The following is a 20,771-nucleotide window of genomic DNA, read 5'->3' on the forward strand; positions in this document are numbered from 1 at the left end:
CTCCTTTTAAGTTACTAGTTCCGCTTCTAATTTAACAGAAACTAATTTAGATATACCAGATTCCTGCATTGTAATACCATACAGGACATCTGCACCCTCCATTGTACCCTTACGATGTGTAATAACGATAAACTGCGTATCATGACTGAATTTCTTTAAATAGTCGCTATAACGAGTTACGTTTGCCTCATCCAGCGCTGCTTCCACTTCATCCAAAATACAAAATGGAACTGGGCGTGTACGTAAGATAGAGAATAGTAACGCAATGGCTGTAAGTGCACGTTCCCCACCAGATAATAAAGAAAGATTTTGTAGTTTTTTTCCTGGAGGTTGAGCCAATATATCAATACCCGTATCAAGTAATGAAGTAGGATCTGTTAATACTAAATCTGCCTGACCACCACCAAATAATTCTCGGAATACCACTTTAAAATGTCGCTGAATTTCATTGAAGGTTGTTTCAAAACGAATTGTCATCTCTTCATCCATTTCTTTAATAACCTCATGTAATGTTTCTTGCGCAGATAATAGATCTTCTCTTTGTTCCGTCAAGAATGAATGACGTTCATTTACTTGTTCATATTCCTGAATGGAACTAATATTTATCGGCCCTAATTCCTCAATAGAGCGTTTCAATAATTTAACCTTTTTACGGGCTAGATCTTCTTCCATCTCAAATGGATAATCCCGCTCAGCTTCTAGCAATGTCATTTCATATGTTTCTTCTAGATGATTTTGTAATGTTTTCATTTCTACTTCTATTTTACTTTGTTTTATATCTAATGTTCGTTCTTCCGTAAGCTGTATATTAGCTTGTTGTTGCAGTTGCTTCAATGTAATTTCAGCTTGTGAAATTGTTTGCGCAAGTTCTGTTCTCTTCGTTTTACCTGTTTGAATTTGGACAACCAAATGTTCTTTTTTCAGTTTATGTTGATCTATTAGTTTCATCAATTCTTCAGGAGATGTTCCACCCTGGTCATCATTTTCATACCAGGCGATTTCCCTCTGCAAGGTTGCCACTTTTTGCATACTCGTCACGTTAGTTTGATCCAAAAGAACATTCTCCTTCTCTAATTGAGAAATTTGTTCATTGACCACCGCGATCTGAGATAGTAATTCACCTAATTCATTTTGGAATTTATCTTTTTCCTGTAGAGATTGTTGTTTCAATGTTTGCAATTCGTCGATTGTTTTTTGAATAGAAGTCAATGATTTGTTAATCTCTGCACTTCTGAAAGCAGTTTGTTCTTTTTTTCGAACTAAGCCTTCATGTAGATGATTTTTTTCTGTTTTTTCTTCATCATATTCCAATAACTGACTCGTCAATCTAGAAATTATTGCTGCACATTCTCTAGATTCTGAGAGCAGTTTGTGCTCTAGTTCTCTTAGTTGTTCTCCAGAAAGTCGAGTTTCTTCAAGATCTTTTTTCAATTCTTGTACTTCTTGCTTTCTTTTAGAAACAGAAACTTCCGCTTCCAATACGGATTTTTCTAATTCCACCAATTTAATATTTAGTTGTTCTAGCTCTGCTTTACGTGTAAATAAAGAAGATTGTTGTTTAACAGAACCCCCTGTTAAAGAACCTCCTGCATTTACTACATCTCCGTCTAAAGTAACGAAACGGAATTTATATTGCAGACGGGCAGCCATTTCATTGGCTCCTTTTAAATCTTTGGCAACAATAATATTACCAAGTAGATTTTCTACAATAATTTGATAACCATCTAAATAATTTACAAGTTTATCCGCTGTATCTACGAAAGATGGATGTTCCTTGATAGAATTTAATGTGAATTCGTTAACTTTACGAGATTTCATAACCTGCAGAGGTAGGAATGTTGCACGACCCACTCTTTTTTTCTTTAACCAATCTATGGCAATCCTTGCATCCTGGCTACTATCCGTAATTATATGCTGAGATTGAGGTCCAATAGCGGTATCAATTGCCGTCATGTAAGATTCCGGTATTTGTATCAACTCGGCAACTGCTCCGTGGATTCCTTTTAGTTCCTTTTTATCTCGCGCAATAAGAACCTCTTTAACTCCTTGGAAAAACCCTGAGAACTCAGACTCTAGCTCTTCCAATGAATCTCTTCTTGCTTGCATTTGATGTTTCATTTGATAGGCTTTTTGAAGCATTGTTTGCTGCTCTTCAAATGAGCCTTCCATACGTTCTGAAACTTCTCGTTTGTTTTTATAATCTGTAAGTTTTTGTTGTAACTCCTTTTGACAATTCGCCAATAATGGATCTAGTTCATTCTTGCGTATCGTTAGTTTTTCTAATTCATCTTTGATTTCCTGATAATCTGCAATCATTTTTTCAGAAGAAACTAATTCAAAGTGAAGTTGCTGCTCCATATGCTTCATTTCGTTTTTCATCGTCGCTTCTTCATTTAACAAATCGATATACGCACTTTTCAAATCTTCAATTTCTTCTTCCATTTCAGAAGCCGATTTACTTAACACATGATCAATTTGGACTTTCTTAGCACGAAGTTCTTTGAGTTGAGCTAGTTTTTCTGATTTGGCTAGGCTATTAGTTTTCAATTGCTCTACTAGTGTTTGGACTTTATGTCGCTCTTCCTCTAGCGCTTTTTTTAGTTGCGATATTTGCTGACTAGCATTTTGCTGTTTCTCTGCCAAAAGCAGTTTTCTGCCTTCTAATCGTTCTAGTTCAGAACTTGACTCAACTAGTTCGCTTTGCTCTGTATCTAACTTTTCATCGATATCAGACATTACTTTTCTATGTTGTTGAATATTTTTTTCCAATTCATCAATTTGTAATAGCAAAGACTGTTTGATTTGTTGAAGTTCTTCTAGTTTTTTTTGTAACTCTATATTTTCTTGAACAAATAGTCTTAGATCATGGGCAATTACTGCAATTTCAATATCCTTAAGTTCCGCTGACATCATTAAATAATCGGACGCCAAAGAAGACTGGATTTGCAAAGGCTCCATACGACCATCTAATTCATGCAATATATCAAGCACACGGTTTAGGTTGTCATCTGTTTCTATCAGCTTGAATTCAGCTTTCTTTTTACGTTGCTTATACCTGAGGACACCCGCAGTTTCTTCAAAAATTGTACGACGATCCTCTGGTCGACTATTTAATATTTCATCTACTCGTCCTTGAGAAATAATAGAAAAAGCTTCTTTTCCAAGTCCCGAATCCATAAATAAATCGGTAATATCCTTTAGTCTACATGTTTGTTTGTTTAACAGATATTCGCTGTCTCCCGAACGAAATACTCTTCTAGTCACACTAATTTCCGCAAAATCAAGAGCAACTCGTTGATCTGCGTTATCTAATACCAAGGTCACTTCCGCAAAGTTCAAGGCTTTTCTAGAATCACTTCCAGCAAAAATGACATCTTCCATTTTTGCACCTCGTAGGGATTTAGCAGATTGCTCACCTAGCACCCATCTAATTGCGTCTGTAACATTACTTTTTCCACTACCATTTGGTCCTACTACTGCAGTTACTCCAGGAACAAAATCAATTCCTATTCGGTCTGCAAATGACTTAAATCCAACTATTTCTAATCTTTTAAGGAACAATGATTATTCCCCCTGTTCTGAATCCCGCAAATAGAGTATAGCAAGTCTTGCAGCTTGTTGTTCTGCCTCTTTTTTGGAACGACCGTTTCCGATACCCAGTTCTTTAGTGTTTAAAATAACTCGAGAAACAAAAGTTCGATTATGAGCCGGACCTTTTTCCTCTACAATTTCATAGCTTAACGTACCATTATTTTGTTGCTGAATAATTTCTTGTAATTGACTTTTATAATCCATCACATGCGAAAAAGCACCGAGTTCAATTTTAGGGAAAACAACTTTTTCTAAAAACACTATAACTGTTTCTAATCCCTGATCTAAGTATAAAGCACCGATAAATGCTTCAAAAACGTCAGCTAGAAGCGCTGGTCTTTCACGACCACCCGTTAGTTCCTCCCCTTTTCCTAACAATACATATTTGCCAAAGTTTAACTCATTTGCAAATAAGACAAGTGAAGGCTCACAAACGATTGCTGCTCGAAGTTTAGTTAACTCACCTTCACTCATACCTGTATACTGTTGAAATAAATATTGAGAAACAGACAATTCCAATACTGCGTCTCCAAGGAACTCTAAACGTTCGTTATCGGTAAAAAATTTCCGTCGATGCTCATTCACATAAGATGAATGGGTAAAGGCTTGATACAATAATGTTGCGTTTTGAAACCTAATCTGAAAATGCTCCTGAAACTGTTCAAATTGTTCTTTTACAGTTTCTGAAAAAATGGCCTTGCGTGTACTATTTTTTTTATGATTTACTTTCATGAATTATCTGCCTTTCTCACTTATCATATGTCCTTCTAAGTTTACCCGTTTCTAAACTAATGTGCAAAAAGAAATAGAGACGTTCTATACTATTCGCACGGAATAAGTAGAACGTCTCTGCTACTATTAGATTTTATGTAGCTTTCTTGCTAAAAGCGCAAGTGCCTATGTTAGCCCTGAAAAGCGCTAGAAGGATTTCGCTTAAAGGCGCTCTTTACCTATATCGAAAGCCTGAAGCAACTCGAAGGGCTAGGCACTGGAGTCTGGACAATTCAGCTAAATAAAATTTAACCTTGTTTGCTTTCAATATACTTAACTGCACTACCTACAGTTGAAATTTGCTCAGCATCTTCATCTGAAATTTCCATATCGAATTCATCTTCTAATTCCATTACTAATTCTACTACATCTAGAGAATCAGCACCTAAATCTTCACGAAAAGATGCTTCTAATTTCACTTCGCTCTCATCTACTCCTAGACGATCAATGATTACTTTAGTTACGCGTTCTAAAACAGTTGACACATTAGTCACCTCCCCTCAATGATTATACGTAAAACTACTTTCTAATGAAAGAGCAATTGCAATATATACATAAAACTGTTGAATTCTGCAAGTGAAATCAGCTTTTTAAATCTTCAAGGACCAGGAGTCTATTTGCCCGGTAGCTACATTTTTTATACTTAATCTTTAAAATAGATTAAAGCCTTACATATACATTCCGCCGTTTACATGAATCGTTTGACCAGTTATATAATTTGCGTCTTCTGAGGCTAAAAATGCAACAGCCTTTGCAATGTCCTCCGGATTTCCAAACTTAGCAAGAGGAATCTGGCTAAGCATTTGAGACTTAATATCCTCTGGAAGGGCGTCTGTCATATCTGTTGTTATAAAACCTGGTGCAACCGAGTTCACTGTAATATTACGACTTGCGAGTTCTTTTGCGGATGATTTGGTTAAACCAATAACTCCTGCTTTAGCAGCGACATAATTGGCCTGACCTGCATTACCAGATACGCCGACAATGGAGGTAATATTTATAATTCTTCCAGCACGCTGTTTCATCATTTGTCTTGTTACAGCTTTTGTACAAAGGAAGACACCTTTTAAATTCGTATTAAGCACATCATCCCACTCTGTCTCCTTCATACGCATAAGAAGATTATCTCGAGTAATTCCTGCATTGTTTACTAAAATATCAATGGATCCAAATTGTTCCATCGTTGCGCTTATTAGATTTTGAACATCATCGGCTTTGTCTACATTCGCTTGAATTGCAAATGCCTCTCCACCAGTTGCCTTAATTTCTTCTACAACTGCGTCTGCTCTATCTTTACTACCACTGTAGTTGACGGCAACCTTTGCTCCTTCTTTTGCTAGGTATAGAGCGATATCTCTCCCAATTCCTCGAGAAGCACCTGTTACAATTGCAGATTTCCCATCTAATTTACCCATTTCTCGCATCTCCTAACTCTGTAATAACTTGCTGTAACGTCACTTCATCGTATACACAATAAGTAGTTACAGAACGATCGATTTTTTTCACTAAACCACTTAATACTTTTCCTGGTCCACATTCTATAAAAATAGTCGTTCCCTGCTCAATCATCTGTTGAATTGACTCCTCCCAGCGAACTGGCGAGTATAATTGTTCAACAAGTAAATTTTTAATATGGCTAGCATCTGTAACCGGTTCAGCAGTTACATTTGAAATTACAGGTATAGAAGCTTGCTGTAATTCGATAGCTGAAATAGCAGCATCTAATTGCTGTGCTGCAGGTCTCATTAATTCGGAGTGGAATGGTCCACTAACTACTAGAGGAATTGCTCTTTTAGCACCAGCTTCTTTTGCTTTACTCGAAGCCTCTTCCACTCCAGCCGCGGTTCCAGAAATAACAATTTGTCCTGGACAATTTAAGTTAGCTACTTGAACTGTCTCACCGGTTGCTGTAACAGCAGCTGTGACAGCTAACAATTCGTCTCTGCCTAATCCTAGTATCGCAGCCATTGCCCCTTCTCCAGCAGGCACTGCTTCGTTCATATACAAACCTCTTTGATGGACCAATAAAACAGCTTCCTCAAAACTTAGAACATTTGAAGCAACAAGTGCAGAATATTCACCTAAGCTATGACCTGCAGTGAAATGCGGAATGATTCCAGCTTGTTTTAGTTTGTATGCAACCATTGAACTCGTAGTGAGCAATGCTGGCTGTGCATTATAAGTTTTAGTAAGTTCCTCAGCAGGTCCATTTAACATAAGATTACTTAAAGAAAATCCTAATACCTCATTTGCCTGCTCATAAAAAGTAAGGCAATCTGCGTTATTCTCTACTAATTGTTGACCCATCCCTACCGATTGAGATCCTTGTCCAGGAAATATAAAAGCAATTTTAGTCATTGGATGATTCCTTTCGTAATGTAGTTGAAATGATGTCTGCAACATTATGCTCCACCATTGTTCTAGCCTGTCTGATCGCATGATAAATTGCACGACCATTCGAGGAACCATGTGCTTTAATAACAGGAGCCTTCAATCCGAAAAGTCCTGCACCGCCATATTCGGAGTAATCTAGTGTATTTTTTAATCCTTTAAGCTCATTTTTTACTAATAGAGCAGAAAGTTTCGTTTTAGCGGATGTATTAAAAGCTTCCTTCAATAAGGTAAATATACCTGAAGCTGTACCTTCAATCGTTTTAAGAACCATATTACCAGTAAAACCATCAGTTACAACAACGTCAGCTACTCCAGTAAGTAAATCTCTGGATTCCACATTGCCTACAAAATTAATCGGTGCGTCTTGTAACAGAGTAAATGCTGCTTTAGTTAGCTCGTTGCCTTTAATATCTTCCGTCCCAATGTTCAATAGCCCAACACGAGGTTTCGAAATACCTCGAACTTTCTCAGCATATATACTACCCATAACCGCAAACTGCTCTAGATGCTCTGGTTTTGCATCGGCATTAGCTCCTAAATCCAGCATAACAAACCCTTTACCATCAAGCGTAGGTAAGGTCGGTGCTAGAGCAGGACGATCCACTTGATCGATACGACCAACTATAAATAACCCCGCAGCCATTAAAGCACCAGTATTCCCTGCAGACACACACGCATCAGAATCTCCACTTTTCACGGATTCCGCCATTTTAACTAGGGAGGAGTTTTTCTTTCTTCTAATTGCTCGAACGGGCTCATCCGTTCCTTCAATTACTTCATCTGTATGTATAACCGTTAAACGTTCATGTTGCTTAACTAATGAAGCAAGCTTTTCCTGATCACCGTATAATTGAATTTCTATATCGGTGAATGCTTCTAAAGCCTCATAAACACCTTTTACGATTTCATGAGGTGCATTGTCGCCGCCCATTGCATCTATTGAAATTTTCATTTTAATCACCTTTTTTATGACATCGTTACTCTGTACATGCTAAATTGACCAACGAAAACCGTCTCATTTCCAACTTTGCTAGTCACTTCTATTAACGTACTATTCTTTTGTGTATCACTGTTTGTTACAACCGCTTTTGCAATTACCCGATCTCCTGCTTTCACAGGTTTGACAAATGTAAGGTTAGATTTTCGAGTAAGTGCTAAATCATCATTAATAACCGCAACAGCCAATGAATTAGCTTGGGCAAATAAATGGTGTCCCCTCGCGATACCATTTCTAGCAAATACATGATCCTTTGTAATATCCAATATCGAAATGGCTTGCTTATCAAGATCTATATCAATAATCTCTCCAATTACTTCATCGATTGGAAGAGATTTGACCTCTTCATCAAAGTTATGAGCAGCTACTGATTTAATACGCTCACGTAGTTCTGGAATAGATAATTCCATTCTATCCAACCGGATAGTTTGAACACTCACATGAAAATTAGATGCTAAATTTTCATCTGTAATAAACGGATTTTTCTCTAGCGTCTCAAAAAGTAATTTCTGCCTATCCTTTTTGGAGTATTTCATTTCTTCACCACCATTTTAGCACTTGGTACTAATATCAGTATATAAATATTAAAAAAAGAATGCAAGAATAGATTCAAAATCATTCTTACATTCTCTTTAATCAATTCGTTCACCATCCATAGCTTTTGAATTTATTAGCATTTCCCGAAGTACGGCCAGTTCATCCGAATCCCAAAATTCTTTAGACTCTAATAACCTTTCAGCATCTACCTTAGCAGTATTCAGTGCACGATAATCGTGAACAAGATCTGCTACTTTAAATTCCGGAAGTCCACTTTGTTTCTTTCCAAAAAAGTCGCCAGGACCTCGAAGCTCTAAATCTTTTTCGGCTAGAATAAATCCATCATTTGTCTCGGTCATGGAAGTCATTCGCTCTTTTCCTTCTTCGGACTTCGGATCAGCTAACAATATACAATACGATTGATGCTCTCCTCGACCAACTCGACCACGTAATTGATGTAGTTGAGCTAATCCAAAACGTTCTGCATCGAAGATAATCATAAATGTTGCATTCGGAACATTCACGCCAACCTCAACAACCGTAGTAGAAACTAATACTTGTATGTTTCCTTCCGAGAAATCTCTCATCACTTGCTCTTTCTCATCCGAATGGAGTCTTCCATGCATTAAACCAACTGTGGAATTGCCCCCCAGTTCCTCTGCCATCATGTTATACACATCTACTGCATTTTGCACATCGAGCTTTTCAGACTCCTCGATTAAAGGGCAAATTATATATGCTTGTCTTCCAGTGGCTAGTTCATTTTTTAATCGAGCTATCAATTTATGTAGCTGATCAGGTTTCATCCAATGAGTTTCAATTTTCTTACGACCAGCAGGCATTTCATCAATAATGGAAACATCCATTTCACCAAAAGCTGTGATTGCTAAAGTTCGAGGGATTGGAGTCGCAGTCATAAATAGTACATCCGGATTTTCACCTTTATCTTTTAGTACCCTACGTTGCTCTACACCAAATCGATGCTGCTCATCTGTGATAACTAGTCCAAGTTTTTTAAATGCAACATCTGGTTGTATTAATGCATGTGTTCCTATCAAAAGATCTATAGTTCCGGCTTCAAGATTTTCTAACACTGCTCTTCTTGCTTTAGCTTTTGTAGAACCTGTCAGCAAAGCAATTCTGACTCCTATAGGAGCTAACCATTCGTCAAGCGAGCTAGCGTGCTGCTCAGCCAATATTTCGGTAGGAGCCATTAATGCTCCTTGATACCCCGCTGTAATTACAGCATATAAGCAAATAGCGGCAACTATAGTTTTCCCAGAACCAACATCTCCTTGTAGTAGACGATTCATGCGGTGAGGTTCACGTAAGTCTCTACAAATTTCATTGACAACTCTTTTTTGAGCATTTGTCAGTTCATAGGGTAAGGTTTCGATTAGCTTTTTAACTAAATCATTATGAAAGATAATCCCATTCCCAACGTTTTGTTCTTTTCGAACCTTTTTAATAGCTTGCATTTTTAGTTGAAAAACGAGTAACTCCTCATAAACAAAGCGTCTTCTAGCGTCTTTGGAATGCTCCGCGTCTTGCGGAAAATGAATACCTTCTAGAGCATCAGATATACCTGGCAAACGATATGGCACTCGAATTGAAGCAGGTAATGCATCTATTAGGGTTTCCTTCATTAGATCCAAGGCCTGTCTCATAAATTTGCGAAATGTTTTTTGATTGATCGAACCTTTTAGAGAATATACTGGTTCAAAATCCTGTAAGTCTGTTTTTGGACCAATTGAAAAAGTGGAGACATTTATGACCTGTCTGCCTCGATCCCATTTACCTGATACTGTAACGATAGAACCAGGAATAATCTTGTCTTTTAAATATCCTTGGTTAAAAAATACCGCTTTTATTAAATGCTGTCCTGCAAGTATACGAACTTGCATTCTGGATTTGTTCTTCCCTAAAAAAAGAAGTGAAGGCTCGCTTTCGACCCTTCCTTCTACTGTGACACGTTCATTATGAGCTGTTTCTGCTAGGTTTTTCAGCCGGAAATCCTCATGTCTATATGGGAATGTCAAGACTAAATCTTCTAATGTAATAATACCCAGGTCCTGTAAAGCGTTAGCTGTCCCACTTCCCACTCCCTTTAAGGAAGTAACTAAATCATTTCTACTAGTTTCCACTTCCTACTACTGCTCCACCAAAAATTTTAGCTTCTAACCACTTGCCAGTAGGAGTTGCTGCAAGACCACCTTGACCTGTTTCTCTTAGGGAAGCTGGCATCGTTTGCCCAATTTTATACATAGCATCAATTACTTCATCACAAGGAATTCGACTCGTCACTCCCGCAAGTGCCATATCTGCTGCCACTAAAGAATTGGAAGCGCCCATCGCATTTCTTTTCACGCAAGGCACTTCTACTAGCCCAGCTACAGGGTCACAAACTAAGCCAAGCATGTTTTTTAAGGTTATCGCAAAAGCTTCAGCACATTGAGCAGGAGATCCTCCAGCCATTTCAACGATTGCTGCAGCAGCCATTCCAGAGGCAGATCCAACTTCTGCCTGACAACCACCCGCTGCTCCTGAAATAGAAGCATTATTTGCCACCACAAATCCAAAAGCCCCAGATGTAAACAAATAGCGTATCATCTGTTCTCTTGTAGGATTCAATTTGTTTTTCACTGCAAATAAAGTACCAGGAACTACTCCTGCCGAACCCGCTGTCGGAGTTGCACATATTGTGCCCATGGCAGCATTCACTTCGTTCGTTGCAACTGCCTTACTTACTGCATCTAACATAAGCTCTCCAGTTAACGTATTCCCTTTTTTAAGATAGTTTTGTAAAAGAACGGCGTCTCCACCAGTTAATCCTGAAGTAGAATGAACGCCTCGTAATCCTTTTTCTACAGCCTCTTCCATGACCGTCAAATTGCGATCCATTTGAGCCATTATTTCTTCTCTGGAACGATCTGTAATCATTATTTCTTGTTCTATCATTATTTCAGAGATAAGTTTATTTTCCTGGGTTGCTCGCTCCACTAATTCACGAACATTACGAAATAGAACTTCCATTTGTATTCCCCCTTAATCGGCGATTCTTGTTACTTGCGTAATATTAGGTAATTCGCCAATTTCTTTTAATATTTGTGCATTCACATTTTGATCGACTTCAATAACCATTAATGCCATATTTCCTTTTTCTCGACGCGAAACTTCCATATGCCCAATATTAATATCGTATTTTGCTAAACAGTTTGACACACTTGCAATGCAACCCGAACGATCCTCATGAACTACTAAAATAGCAGCCATATCTCCAGAAAGACGTAGTGGAAAACCATTTAACTCCGTAATTTCTGTCTTTCCTCCACCAATTGAAATTCCGACCATAGACATTTCTGAGCTTTCATCACCAATGATGATGCGAGCGGTATTAGGATGCTCAGTATGTGCAGTTTCTGGAATAAATTCATATGTTAACCCTGCTTGTTCTGCATCCTTAAACGCCGTCTTTATACGTTCATCAAATGTATCGTAATCTAGCAATCCGCCAATAATTGCTATGTCTGTTCCATGTCCTTTATATGTTTCTGCAAAAGATCCATATAAATGTATTTTAGCCCAAGTAGGCTGTTTTCCAAATAAGTCTCTAGCCACTCTTCCAATACGAGCCGCTCCAGCAGTATGAGAGGAGGATGGACCAATCATGACTGGTCCGATAATATCAAAAACAGATTTAAATTTCACTGATTAAACCTCCATAAGATGTTTTGTACTCCCATTTTACACTCAAAATCCAAAATAAACAAAGTATTGTCTATTGTCTAGAGTGAATGGAGTAAGAGGATATATTATCAATTATATGTTTTAGGATATGACTCAAGACGATATATGCCGTGGATCAGAAGCTAAAATCTAAAAAAAGCATACTCCTAAATGGATAAATCTACCGTTTAGCAAGTAAATCCTCATATAACACATTTAACTGACATACAAAATAGTTTAGCTGGTCTATTTGACAAAAAAACCATGTAGAAGAAATAAATGTCTCCACATGGTTTTTGAATTATTCTACAGATAAAATATATGGGTACAACGGCTGTTTGCCATTATACACTTCTACTTCTACATCTTCATATTGAGCTTCGATAAAAGCAGCGAATTCATTTGCTTCCTCTTCACTTACGTCTTCTCCGTAAATGACAGTAACTATTTCAGCTTCTTCATCCATTAATGTTTGGATTAGGCTAGTAGTTACTTCTTTTAAAGAAGGATTTGAAAGAACAATTTTACCTTCTGCAAGCGCCATGAAATCATCTTTTTTAATTTCGACTCCATCTATTGATGTATCACGAACAGCAAATGTTACTTGTCCAGTTTTGACATGTGCATACGCTTCGCTCATATTGTTTTTATTTTCTTCCACAGTTGCTTGTGGGTTAAAGGCTAATATTGCAGCCATACCTTGCGGGATAGTTTTAGTAGGAACTACAGCAGCTTCAATCCCTAGTATTTCCGCAGCTTGCTCTGCAGCCATTACAATATTTTTGTTGTTTGGTAAGATCAAGACACGCTCTGCTCCAACAGCTTCAACAGCTTTCACGATATCCTCTGTGGATGGATTCATCGTTTGTCCACCTTCGATAACTGCTGATGCGCCTAAGCTTTTTAATAGTTCCGAAACACCAGTACCCATAGCTACAGTAACAATTGCATATGGATGAACTTCTGCTTTTTTCTTTGTTGCTTCAGTTGAATATCCTTCTCCAACGATTTCAGTATGTTGTTGACGCATATTTTCAATTTTAATCTTGATGAGGTCACCATATTGTTGACCGTATGTTAAAACCTCACCAGGTGTTTCTGAATGAATATGAATTTTCGCAATTTCATCGTCAGAAATCACTAGCAAAGAATCACCATACTCGCTTAAGTCATTCCGGAAAGCCGTTTCATCAAATGCTTTTTTACCATCCTCGAAACGAACCATAAATTCTGTACAAAAGCCGAATTCAATATCTGCAGTATCCATAAAACCTTGAACATTCTTATGGTGCTCCGCACTTACAAGGTCATCCATTGAAGAACCTACCGTCTTACTTGGTAACGCTTCCCCTTTTAGACTTGCTAAAAATCCTTCGTATACAAATACTAATCCTTGCCCACCACTATCAACTACTCCAACCTCTTTTAAAACTGGCAGAAGATCTGGTGTTCTGTCCAAAGATTTTTTTGCTTCTTCTACTATTGCTTGCATCAGTTCACGAATATCTTCCACATCTTCGCTAACCTCTACAGCTTTTCTTGCAGAATCCTTCGCGACTGTTAAGATAGTTCCTTCTACTGGCTTCATCACTGCTTTGTATGCAGTTTCAACACCGTAATTAAGTGCGTCTGCAAATTGTTTTGCATTTAACACATCCATTTGTTCAATCGATTTACCGAAACCACGGAACAATTGTGATAAAATAACGCCTGAATTTCCACGAGCCCCCATAAGTAAACCTTTTGAGAGTGCTTGCGCTGTTTTCCCAATATGTTCATTTGTATGCGCAGCTGTTTCTTTTGCACCTGAGGTCATGGATAGATTCATATTAGTACCTGTGTCACCATCTGGAACAGGAAATACATTTAATGCATCTACATAATCCGCATTCTGGAAAAGGTGATGTGCTCCCATCTGAACCATGTCTGCAAATTGGATACCATTGATTGATTTCATTATTTTCTCTCCTTATTTCACACGTTTGCCACGCGAACTCCTTGAACATACACATTAACGGATTTCACTGACATACCAAGAGATTTGTTTAGTGTGTATTTTACTTTTGACTGTACTTGATAGGCTATTTCTGAAATTTTCGTACCGTAGCTAACAATTATATACATGTCAATATGTAGATTTTCTTTTTCTTGTCTCACTAAAACACCTTTAGTGAAATTTTCTTTTCTTAATATGTCTGTTAATCCATCTCGAATTTGATGCTTTGATGCCATACCAACTATCCCATAGCATTCAATTGCGGCTCCACCGGCAATTTGAGCAACTGTATCTTGTGATATATCAATTAGTCCGAATTCATTTTTCAATTCAATTGACATGTTAAGACCTCCCAAGTCTTTTTGACTATCCTTTATTGTACTACACCCATTAAAATTATAAAAGAGACGTTTACTTTCGTCCACTTTTTCAATGTTTTGGAATTATATGCAAGTAAATTTAAAGAAAAACCAGAAAAAAAGAGGGTGACCGCTTGGATTTTCGCTGCAGTCGTACGCTTTCCGCAGGGTGAGCGATGAGCCATCCCCGCCGCTTTGGCGTACGTTGGGATGTCTCATTTGCCCACTCATCCGGCAGGAGTCGACGCCTGCAGCGAAAATCCAAAGAAATTGCTTGCTTATTTAGTATCAGCTTGCTAAAAACAAAATCCTATCCAGTTTTTCGACTGTGTGAGTCTAACAAATGGCTTAGGGCAATAGATCGTTCATTGAAAGCAATCAATTCAACACGAAAGCAACTAGATTCCTGGTAAAAGCAACCGATTATTTAAATAGTATGTTTATTACTTGATGTGATACGACTTTGATTTCGAGCTATTCTGGGAACAATATGTCTTAAAGCTATGAACTCGCTAGCTAGCATCTGCTAGACCCTTTTGTAGCGTTCGAGATGTGCTTTATCACATTCGTAGTGGATATTATATCGCTCAACCATTTTTGTTAATATTTAATTTCGATAAATTAGTATTTTTCCATTGATTTTCGCTACAGGCGGCGACTCCAGTGGGATCAAGTGAGTAAGATGAGACTTCACAACGTACGTGCAAGCGGCGGTGAAGGCTCATCACTCACCCCACGGAAAGCGTCCGTCCTGCAGCGAAAATCTTAGCGGACACTTCATTCAACACACTACGAGGCAGTATCCCTAAACGGCGTCTTGCGCTTTTCTATGCTGGCCAGCTCCAGACGCCAGTAGCTCGATCGCTTCAGAATTGTAGAAAAGGCAAAATACGCCTTTTACTACAAGTCTTCCAGCGATTTTCGCTGCTAAACGGCGTCTTACGCTTTTCTATGCTGTAAAGGTTTTTTTCTTGATAAGTCTTGCACTTCATGAAGGTCTGTGGTAAATTATTAAAGTATGTGAAATATCGAACTGAAAAATCTTTCAGCTTCTTTTTTAAAGGAGGAAATATAATGCCAAAAGTATGTGCAATCACTGGGCGTAAAGCTCGTTCGGGTAATGCTCGTTCTCACGCAATGAACTCTACTAAACGTACATGGGGAGCTAACCTTCAAAAAGTACGTATTCTTGTAGACGGTAAACCAAAACGTGTATGGGTTTCTGCGAGAGCTTTAAAATCAGGAAAAATTGAGCGCGTTTAATCGCCCTCATAATTAATGCCAGACCGACTATAGTCGATCTGGCATTTTTTCATTTCTTCTTCTCTTCTTTTTTAAATAGCCGTATACAAACCTTCACAAAACTACTTACGGATTTAGGCAATCTAAATGTGTAGACCTTCACACAATTCCTCCCTTTTAGTCGCTGCTTCTTATCATTAAACATATGCCCGCGGTAAAAGAGATAGTACCTGTTCGATCTTTAAGTTCATTACTTGTAAATTTAGCATTCCCAACATTAATATACTCATCTTCTACATCGTACATAAATCCATTTAGAATCATATTCTCCACTTGTTTTCCAAAAGAGAAAAAGGAAACATACTTGTAATGGCTATCAAAATCAATAGCATGGGTTCCTGATGATAAAAATTGAATGATATTTTGATTGTTTTGGATGGCAAAGGTAATAGTTGGATTTTCTAATTGAAAACGACAAATATCGTGTAAAGCGGCCTCGTAATGGTCTAGGCGGCCACCAGTTACCCCTGTTACGATTATTTCATCAGGTTTGTACTCTAAAGCAAGAAGTATAGCAATATGAGTATCGGTTTCATCTTTTTCCATCTGTAGTTCTGTTACTTTTTGTATTTTCTTCTTCATGAAACTTTGCTCTTCCTGTGTAAGTGAATCAAAGTCACCAATAGCTTCATTTGGCAGTATACCCTGTTCTATTAGATGCAATGCCCCGCGATCAGCACCTATAAAAATAACTTCATCTGTATGAAAAGGAAGTTGTTTAAAATCAACAACTTCCTTAGATGGTCCACCTGAACAAACTACTACTCGCTTCATTTTGGAACTACACTTAAACCAGCTTCTTTAATCGCTTGTAAAGCTTTTGCTTTGTCAGGAGCGTTATAAATTGCAGATCCAGCAACTAATATAGTAGCTCCTGCTTCTACACAAGGTTTAATCGTTTCTTCATTGATCCCACCATCAATTTCAATTTCAATGGATAAATTTCGCTCTTTAATAATATTTGATAACTGTTTTACTTTAGGGACTACAGAGTGAATAAACTTCTGTCCTCCAAATCCCGGGTTAACTGTCATGAAAAGAACCATATCAATATCCTCTAATACATGTTGAATTGTTTCAATCGGCGTATGAGGATTTAATACAACACCCGGTTTTACGCCAAATGAACGAATTAATTGAATCGTTCTATGCAGATGAGGACATGCCTCTACGTGAACTGTAAGATAATCTGCTCCTGCTTTGGCAAAAGATTCAATATATTGATCCGCATTTTCAATCATTAAATGAACATCTAAAGGTAGTTTTGTAAGCGGACGTAGTGCTTCAACAACAATTGGCCCCATTGTAATATTCGGAACAAAATGCCCGTCCATTACATCGATATGAATTAGTTCTGCTCCCGCTTTTTCTACTTCTAATACTTCTTCACCTAGCTTAGAAAAGTTTGCTGCTAGTATTGAAGGTGCTATTTTCACCATAATTTAGTACCTCGGCTTTCTATCTATAATTTCTTCTAAGAATTGTAAGTAATGTTTGTATCGATACGCTTTTATCTCACCGGTATCTACTGCTTCTTTTACTGCACATTTTGGTTCTTTCACATGCATACATTCTCGAAACTTACAGTCATTTTGTTTTACCACAAACTCTGGGAAACAACGGTAAAGTTCCTCTTTTTCCATTAAATCAAACTCAAATGAACTGAAACCCGGCGTATCCGCAAGTAGTCCCCCGCAAACCTCAATAAGTTCTACATGCCTTGTAGTGTGTTTACCTCTACCCAATGCATTAGAAATTATACCTGTTTTTAAATCTAGGGAAGGTAATATCGTATTTAATAAAGTTGATTTACCTACCCCGGATTGACCAGCTAAAACAGTTGTCTTCCCTTCTAAAAAAGGAGTAATTTTCTCATCGAATGCTGGATCATCTTTATATGTCATAAATAACTGATAACCTATTTTTTCGTAATCATTCATATATTCCCTAATCTGAGTTTCTAGCTCATTATCCATTAAGTCACTTTTCGTCAAACAAATAATTGGTTCAATATGAAATGATTCTAATACTACTAGAAAACGATCCAATAAGATTGTATTGAAATCTGGTTCCTTAATGGAAAAAACCAATATTGCTTGATCAATATTTGCAATAGGTGGACGAACTAAATTATTTTTTCGTTCATGGATGACTGTAATTGTTCCGTCATTATTTCCTTCCACTGTATAATCGACAAAGTCCCCTACTAAAGGTGATTCACCTCTGTTTCTAAATACACCTCTTCCACGACATTGAACAACTTTACCATTATCATAAACATAATAAAACCCACTTAACGCTTTTCTAATTTGACCTGTTGGCATCCGAAACCTCCCTATTCTGAATCTTCATACGCAATTGTTTCTTTTAAGATTGTTTTTGAATTTACCTCAATTCGATATGCTGCTTTTTCGCCTTCACTAATTTCTAATTTCAATTGCCTTACAACTGTTTCAGTTAAGACAAATTCTTCGACGGGCTCCAACATTGAACGAGTTTTATCTTCAATATAAATTCGAACTACTTGCTCCTCTGCAACTGGTTTTTCCTTATTTTCTTCCTCATCACTACCATCTTCTTCATCCTCTTCTTCTACTACAGGTTGTTCATATGGAATCGTAACAGTTTTCACTACAAATTTAGGAGGCTTGGCCTTTGGACCATCAGAAAGAATTACTTCTATCGTGCTTCCAGGACTAACTTTTGTATTTGGTTTCGGTGTTTGATCTATCACATTTCCTTTTGGAATAGAGTCGGAATTTTTTCTGTTCGCATATTCTATTTTAAATCCAGATGATTTTTCATAATCACTTAAAGCTTTCTCATTCCAATCAGTCAAATCACTAACCGTGCGTAATTCAGGACCATTACTTACAGTGAATAGAAGATCGGTTTCATCTGGGATAATCTCTTCTCCTTCAGCAGGTGTTTGCTTAAGTATAGTTCCTTTTGCCTTATTATCAAATACTTCTTTTACATCTATTTTTAGATTCTGATTTTGCAACAATACTTTTACTTGATCTATATCTTTACCAATATAATTTTCAAGGACAAAGGTTTCTTTACCCGAAGATACAAATAAATGGATTTCACTATTTTTTTCACGAAGCTTGCCTGCTTCAGGTGTCGTTCGAATTATCTTATTTTCTTCTACTTCATCTGACACTTCTAATGTTTCATCGCCGATCGTAAATCCTTCTGACTCTAATTGTTCAATAGCCTCTTCCAGTTCTAAGTTCGATACATCTGGAACTTGTATCTTATCTGCTTTAAAAAGACCTGGAAATACGATGAAAATTAGCAATAATAATAGGATAGCTCCTGCTAATACCCCACCAATTACTTTCCGTTTCTTGTTCTTAGTTTTTGGTTTTACCGGTTTGGTAACCTTGTTTGATGCCGACATTTTTTTGGTGTCAGAAACCTCATTAAATGATACAGGTTCTTTAATAACAGGTAACACCTTCGTTGCATCATCATCAATTGCTACTACAAACTTCTCTTCTCCTGCTCGTTCAGGAGATAAGGCCGTTGCTAAATCTGCTTCCATTTCTTCTGAGGAAAGATATCTATCTTTCGGGTCCTTTGCAGTAGCCTTCAAAACGACATTTTCAATACTTTGCGGTATAGTAGGAATAATTTTTCGAATAGATGGCGTTTCAGTTTGTAAATGCTTTAATGCGATGGATACCGCGGACTCTCCTGAAAATGGGAGTTGTCCAGTTAATAGTTCAAATAACACAATACCTAATGCGTATATGTCTGACTGCTTCGTTGCTGTACCACCTCGTGCTTGTTCAGGTGATAGATAATGTACTGTACCTAATACGGAATTTGTCTGCGTGTAAGAGGTTGCGCTGAGTGCCATTGCAATACCAAAATCAGTTACCTTTACATTTTCCTCTTCATCCAACAAAATGTTCTGTGGCTTAATGTCACGATGGATAATATGATTATTATGCGCAGTAGAAATAGCCGATGTAAGTTGTTTCATAATCTTTACAGATTTCGTTGGAGAAACCGGTGCATTCAGCAGTATGTATTCTTTTAATGTTTCGCCCTTCACATATTCCATGACAATATAGTGAATATCTTCATCTTCCCCAACATCATAAATATTGACAATATGGGGGTGAGTAAGGCTAGTTGCAGAAAGGGCCTCACGCTGAAATCGACGGTGTAATTCTTCCTCATTAGAAAAATCGTAACGTAATACTTTAATAGCTACATCACGGTCTAAAATCATATCATGTGCCAAATAAACATTGGACATGCCGCCTCCACCAATCATTTCAAGTAACTTGTATCTGCCACTTATTCGTTTACCTATCAGCATCCTTACACCTCCTCGTCATTGTTAGATAATAGGATTAAAGAAATATTATCTTCTCCGCCTGACTTATTTGCTTCATCTACTAAATCTTGCCCTTTTTCTTCAAGCGTCCTATTGGAATATAAAATGGATTGCATAAGTCGTTCACTTATCTTATTGCTTAAACCGTCTGTACAAAAAAGTAAATAAGAGTTTGGATGGAAAGCGATATCATAAAAGTCAGGTTGAATTGTACGTTCAGTACCAATCGCTTTCATCAATACATTTTTATTGGGATGGGTCTTCGCTTGTTCCTCACTTATTTCACCTGAATCGATGAGGACGTTAACATACGAATGGTCTCGTGTAATTTGAAGTACTTGCTCGTGTGATATCAAATAGACACGACTATCACCAACATGAGCAACAATCCCTTGATGTTTCTCAAATAAGCCTGCGATTAATGTTGTTCCCATACCAGCACATTCTGCACTCATTTTAGAATGTCTACTAACTGTTTGATTGATCGATTGAAATGTATAGGTTAACCAATCTCTTGCCTTTACGATAAACGGATTGAATGCAGCAAAATACTTTTTAAACTCTGAAACAGCTAACTCACTCGCAACGTCACCCGCTTTATGACCACCCATACCATCAGCAACAACAGCCAATAACCGACCGTCCTCACGCATAAAAACTTCTACTCTATCTTCATTTACAGTTCTTTTCATGCCTACATCCGTCTTCACAACAAACTTCATCTTATCATTCACCTCTTTTGAA

General features: G+C 37.5%; 19 protein-coding genes. 1 reads left to right on the plus strand and 18 read right to left on the minus strand.

Features of this window, described 5'->3' with window-relative positions:
• Positions 1–6: 6 nt before the first annotated feature.
• The 12 genes from smc to MKY37_RS03420 form a co-directional block, all read right to left on the minus strand.
• A complete protein-coding gene (smc, locus tag MKY37_RS03365; RefSeq protein WP_340773758.1) occupies positions 7–3,561 on the minus strand; it encodes a chromosome segregation protein SMC in 3,555 nt (1,184 codons plus the stop codon).
• Between the two features lie 3 nt (positions 3,562–3,564).
• Complete coding sequence (rnc, locus tag MKY37_RS03370; RefSeq protein WP_340773759.1) at positions 3,565–4,323, minus strand: ribonuclease III; 759 nt, start codon at positions 4,321–4,323, stop codon at positions 3,565–3,567.
• Between the two features lie 287 nt (positions 4,324–4,610).
• Positions 4,611–4,847 carry an acyl carrier protein gene (gene acpP, locus MKY37_RS03375; protein ID WP_211893598.1) on the minus strand — a complete coding sequence of 79 codons (237 nt, stop codon included), beginning with the start codon at positions 4,845–4,847 and terminating at the stop codon, positions 4,611–4,613.
• Between the two features lie 183 nt (positions 4,848–5,030).
• Positions 5,031–5,777, minus strand: coding sequence for a 3-oxoacyl-[acyl-carrier-protein] reductase (gene fabG / locus MKY37_RS03380; protein WP_340773762.1), 747 nt, complete (start codon positions 5,775–5,777; stop codon positions 5,031–5,033).
• Positions 5,770–6,720 carry an ACP S-malonyltransferase gene (gene fabD, locus MKY37_RS03385; protein WP_340773765.1) on the minus strand — a complete coding sequence of 317 codons (951 nt, stop codon included), beginning with the start codon at positions 6,718–6,720 and terminating at the stop codon, positions 5,770–5,772. Before fabD ends, fabG begins: the two co-directional genes overlap by 8 nt.
• Positions 6,713–7,708, minus strand: coding sequence for a phosphate acyltransferase PlsX (plsX, locus tag MKY37_RS03390; RefSeq protein WP_340773767.1), 996 nt, complete (start codon positions 7,706–7,708; stop codon positions 6,713–6,715). Before plsX ends, fabD begins: the two co-directional genes overlap by 8 nt.
• A 14-nt stretch (positions 7,709–7,722) precedes the next feature.
• Positions 7,723–8,289 (minus strand): transcription factor FapR, encoded by a 567-nt coding sequence (fapR, locus tag MKY37_RS03395; protein WP_340773769.1) that lies wholly within the window; start codon positions 8,287–8,289, stop codon positions 7,723–7,725.
• Positions 8,290–8,385: 96 nt separating this feature from the next.
• On the minus strand, positions 8,386–10,434 hold the full coding sequence (gene recG / locus MKY37_RS03400; protein WP_340773772.1) for an ATP-dependent DNA helicase RecG: 2,049 nt from the start codon (positions 10,432–10,434) through the stop codon (positions 8,386–8,388).
• Entirely contained in the window at positions 10,424–11,323 is a 900-nt protein-coding gene (gene sdaAA / locus MKY37_RS03405; protein WP_211893592.1) for an L-serine ammonia-lyase, iron-sulfur-dependent, subunit alpha, read from the minus strand. Before sdaAA ends, recG begins: the two co-directional genes overlap by 11 nt.
• A gap of 12 nt (positions 11,324–11,335) precedes the next feature.
• The gene (gene sdaAB, locus MKY37_RS03410; RefSeq protein ID WP_340773774.1) at positions 11,336–11,998 is read right to left on the minus strand and encodes an L-serine ammonia-lyase, iron-sulfur-dependent subunit beta; all 663 of its coding nucleotides are present in this window, start codon (positions 11,996–11,998) and stop codon (positions 11,336–11,338) included.
• A 319-nt stretch (positions 11,999–12,317) separates the two neighbouring features.
• Complete coding sequence (locus MKY37_RS03415) at positions 12,318–13,973, minus strand: DAK2 domain-containing protein (protein WP_340773776.1); 1,656 nt, start codon at positions 13,971–13,973, stop codon at positions 12,318–12,320.
• 17 nt (positions 13,974–13,990) lie between these two features.
• Positions 13,991–14,353 carry an Asp23/Gls24 family envelope stress response protein gene (locus tag MKY37_RS03420; protein WP_211893589.1) on the minus strand — a complete coding sequence of 121 codons (363 nt, stop codon included), beginning with the start codon at positions 14,351–14,353 and terminating at the stop codon, positions 13,991–13,993.
• Between the two features lie 1,092 nt (positions 14,354–15,445).
• Between MKY37_RS03420 and rpmB the strand changes: the two genes are divergently transcribed.
• Positions 15,446–15,634: a 50S ribosomal protein L28 gene (gene rpmB / locus MKY37_RS03425; protein WP_090562690.1), complete on the plus strand. Its 189-nt coding sequence runs from the start codon at positions 15,446–15,448 to the stop codon at positions 15,632–15,634.
• A gap of 49 nt (positions 15,635–15,683) precedes the next feature.
• On the opposite strand, the gene spoVM is transcribed toward rpmB, so the two are convergent.
• The 6 genes from spoVM to MKY37_RS03450 are packed head-to-tail and all read right to left on the minus strand — an operon-like array spanning position 15,684 to position 20,749.
• A complete protein-coding gene (gene spoVM / locus MKY37_RS22375) occupies positions 15,684–15,818 on the minus strand; it encodes a stage V sporulation protein SpoVM (RefSeq protein WP_235753847.1) in 135 nt (44 codons plus the stop codon).
• Positions 15,791–16,447, minus strand: a complete 657-nt coding sequence (locus tag MKY37_RS03430; RefSeq protein WP_340773779.1) for a thiamine diphosphokinase — start codon at positions 16,445–16,447, stop codon at positions 15,791–15,793. Before MKY37_RS03430 ends, spoVM begins: the two co-directional genes overlap by 28 nt.
• Complete coding sequence (gene rpe, locus MKY37_RS03435) at positions 16,444–17,112, minus strand: ribulose-phosphate 3-epimerase (RefSeq protein ID WP_340773781.1); 669 nt, start codon at positions 17,110–17,112, stop codon at positions 16,444–16,446. The genes MKY37_RS03430 and rpe overlap by 4 nt, the downstream gene beginning before the upstream one ends.
• A gap of 3 nt (positions 17,113–17,115) precedes the next feature.
• The gene (rsgA, locus tag MKY37_RS03440; protein WP_340773784.1) at positions 17,116–17,997 is read right to left on the minus strand and encodes a ribosome small subunit-dependent GTPase A; all 882 of its coding nucleotides are present in this window, start codon (positions 17,995–17,997) and stop codon (positions 17,116–17,118) included.
• 11 nt (positions 17,998–18,008) lie between these two features.
• Entirely contained in the window at positions 18,009–20,009 is a 2,001-nt protein-coding gene (gene pknB, locus MKY37_RS03445) for a Stk1 family PASTA domain-containing Ser/Thr kinase (protein ID WP_340773786.1), read from the minus strand.
• Positions 20,010–20,011: 2 nt separating this feature from the next.
• Positions 20,012–20,749, minus strand: coding sequence for a Stp1/IreP family PP2C-type Ser/Thr phosphatase (locus MKY37_RS03450; RefSeq protein ID WP_340773788.1), 738 nt, complete (start codon positions 20,747–20,749; stop codon positions 20,012–20,014).
• Between the last annotated feature and the right edge of the window lie 22 nt (positions 20,750–20,771).

Source organism: Psychrobacillus sp. FSL K6-2836, assembly GCF_038003085.1.
Classification (GTDB): domain Bacteria; phylum Bacillota; class Bacilli; order Bacillales_A; family Planococcaceae; genus Psychrobacillus.

Bases quoted from the DNA above. Each gene is read 5' to 3' on its own strand.
- rnc (WP_340773759.1), bottom strand. From the start codon at position 4,323: ATGAAAGTAAATCATAAAAAAAATAGTACACGCAAGGCCATTTTTTCA.
- fabG (WP_340773762.1), bottom strand. From the start codon at position 5,777: ATGGGTAAATTAGATGGGAAATCTGCAATTGTAACAGGTGCTTCTCGA.
- fabD (WP_340773765.1), bottom strand. From the start codon at position 6,720: ATGACTAAAATTGCTTTTATATTTCCTGGACAAGGATCTCAATCGGTA.
- plsX (WP_340773767.1), bottom strand. From the start codon at position 7,708: ATGAAAATTTCAATAGATGCAATGGGCGGCGACAATGCACCTCATGAA.
- fapR (WP_340773769.1), bottom strand. From the start codon at position 8,289: ATGAAATACTCCAAAAAGGATAGGCAGAAATTACTTTTTGAGACGCTA.
- sdaAA (WP_211893592.1), bottom strand. From the start codon at position 11,323: ATGGAAGTTCTATTTCGTAATGTTCGTGAATTAGTGGAGCGAGCAACC.
- MKY37_RS03415 (WP_340773776.1), bottom strand. From the start codon at position 13,973: ATGAAATCAATCAATGGTATCCAATTTGCAGACATGGTTCAGATGGGA.
- MKY37_RS03420 (WP_211893589.1), bottom strand. From the start codon at position 14,353: ATGTCAATTGAATTGAAAAATGAATTCGGACTAATTGATATATCACAA.
- rpmB (WP_090562690.1), top strand. From the start codon at position 15,446: ATGCCAAAAGTATGTGCAATCACTGGGCGTAAAGCTCGTTCGGGTAAT.
- spoVM (WP_235753847.1), bottom strand. From the start codon at position 15,818: ATGTTTAATGATAAGAAGCAGCGACTAAAAGGGAGGAATTGTGTGAAG.
- MKY37_RS03430 (WP_340773779.1), bottom strand. From the start codon at position 16,447: ATGAAGCGAGTAGTAGTTTGTTCAGGTGGACCATCTAAGGAAGTTGTT.
- rpe (WP_340773781.1), bottom strand. From the start codon at position 17,112: ATGGTGAAAATAGCACCTTCAATACTAGCAGCAAACTTTTCTAAGCTA.
- rsgA (WP_340773784.1), bottom strand. From the start codon at position 17,997: ATGCCAACAGGTCAAATTAGAAAAGCGTTAAGTGGGTTTTATTATGTT.
- pknB (WP_340773786.1), bottom strand. From the start codon at position 20,009: ATGCTGATAGGTAAACGAATAAGTGGCAGATACAAGTTACTTGAAATG.
- MKY37_RS03450 (WP_340773788.1), bottom strand. From the start codon at position 20,749: ATGAAGTTTGTTGTGAAGACGGATGTAGGCATGAAAAGAACTGTAAAT.